This window comes from Vibrio sp. 10N.261.54.A5, from assembly GCF_041471145.1.
In the GTDB taxonomy this organism is placed as follows: domain Bacteria; phylum Pseudomonadota; class Gammaproteobacteria; order Enterobacterales; family Vibrionaceae; genus Vibrio; species Vibrio crassostreae_C.
On record NZ_JBFRNU010000094.1, the window covers coordinates 1 to 1,344 of the forward strand.

Consider the following 1,344-nt stretch of genomic DNA (forward strand, 5'->3'; position numbering starts at 1 on the left):
CCTAAACGCCAGCCTGTTGCGCCAAAGTACTTAGAGAACGAGTAAACACAAAGTGTGTTGTATGGTAGTTTTGCAAATAGAGAAACGAAGTCATCGGCAAATGTACCGTATACGTCATCAGTGATGATGAATAGGTCACTGCGTTGCTCATTCACAAAGTTTGTTAGGTTCTCTAGAGTCTCGTCAGAGAATTTCACTGATGCTGGATTAGCAGGGTTAACGACGCAAAGCAGTTTGATGTCTGTATCTGCAAGTTTTTCAATTTCAGACATTGGTAGCTGCCAAGTCGTCTCATCAAGGCGTAGCTCAACGATTTCCAGCTCATACTCTGCTAGCTCTGGGATTTCTAGGTAAGGGGTAAAGATTGGCGTGATTAGCGCAACTTTGTCACCTTTTTTCAATAGACCATTGTTGAACATGGTTGCGAACGTGTACGTCATTGACGCTGTGCCGCCTTCTGTTGCGAACAGGTCAAAGTTAGTCGTCATTGGCATTGGGCCGTACATCTCTTCTGCGATGTATTGTTTAACCACTTTCTCGATGTTCACTAGCATACGTGGTGGCACTGGGTAGTTACACGCAAGGTAAGCCAGTACTAGCTCGTTTAGGAACGCTTGTTTTTCGATGCCTAGACGGTCTTTTGCGTAGCTTAGTGCACGACGTAGGAAGTCAACGCCTTTGTCTGTTGCATATTGGCTTGCGAACGTGTCGAAACGCTCAACGATGCCAACACCATCAGGGATACCACCGAAATCACCACCTAGGTAAGCGTAGTTACGCTCTGCTTCTGCTACCGCAAACTCACCAAGACGGATGAAGGCTTTACGAGGTAGCGTTGCTAGGAAGTTAGGGTTACCACGACCTGCATCAAGAAGTGCACGATCTGGCACAGCTTGCGCCACTTCAATCAGTTTGTCTTTTAGCTCGAATGGGCTTAGGTCAGCGAATTTTGAAAAATCGATAGTTGGAGTTTGAGTAGTCATAATAGATACCTTACTTTCATAAATTTTAGCAAGTCGATCCCCTTCCCTATGTTTGGCCAGGGAATCGCTTAGTGTTTTAATTGGATTGACGTCTTAGACTGACGTTATAGTCTGAATTACATACCAGCGTTGACGGAGATAATGCCGACGATGATTGGTCCCCAAAGGGTCAATAGCACGTTGGCTACTGCGTAAGTCACTGTGAATGAGAATACTGGAGTTGCATTGCCTGTTTTTTCCATCAATGCCGCAAACGCAGGGTTTGCACTTCGACCACCAGTCACACAACCAAGTGCTTCAATTGGGTTTTTGATTCTCAAAACAAAGTAAGAGAAGAAGAACGAAATAATCTGTGGAATGA

General features: G+C 45.0%; 1 protein-coding gene and 1 pseudogene. Both read right to left on the bottom strand.

Going from position 1 to position 1,344, the window contains the following annotated elements; genetic code table 11:
• A partial coding sequence (locus tag AB4329_RS21840) for a bifunctional aspartate transaminase/aspartate 4-decarboxylase (protein WP_372139272.1) occupies positions 1 to 983 on the bottom strand: 983 nt, incomplete at its 3' end.
• 116 nt (positions 984 to 1,099) lie between these two features.
• A pseudogene (locus AB4329_RS21845) lies at positions 1,100 to 1,344 on the bottom strand (aspartate-alanine antiporter); the annotation flags it as partial.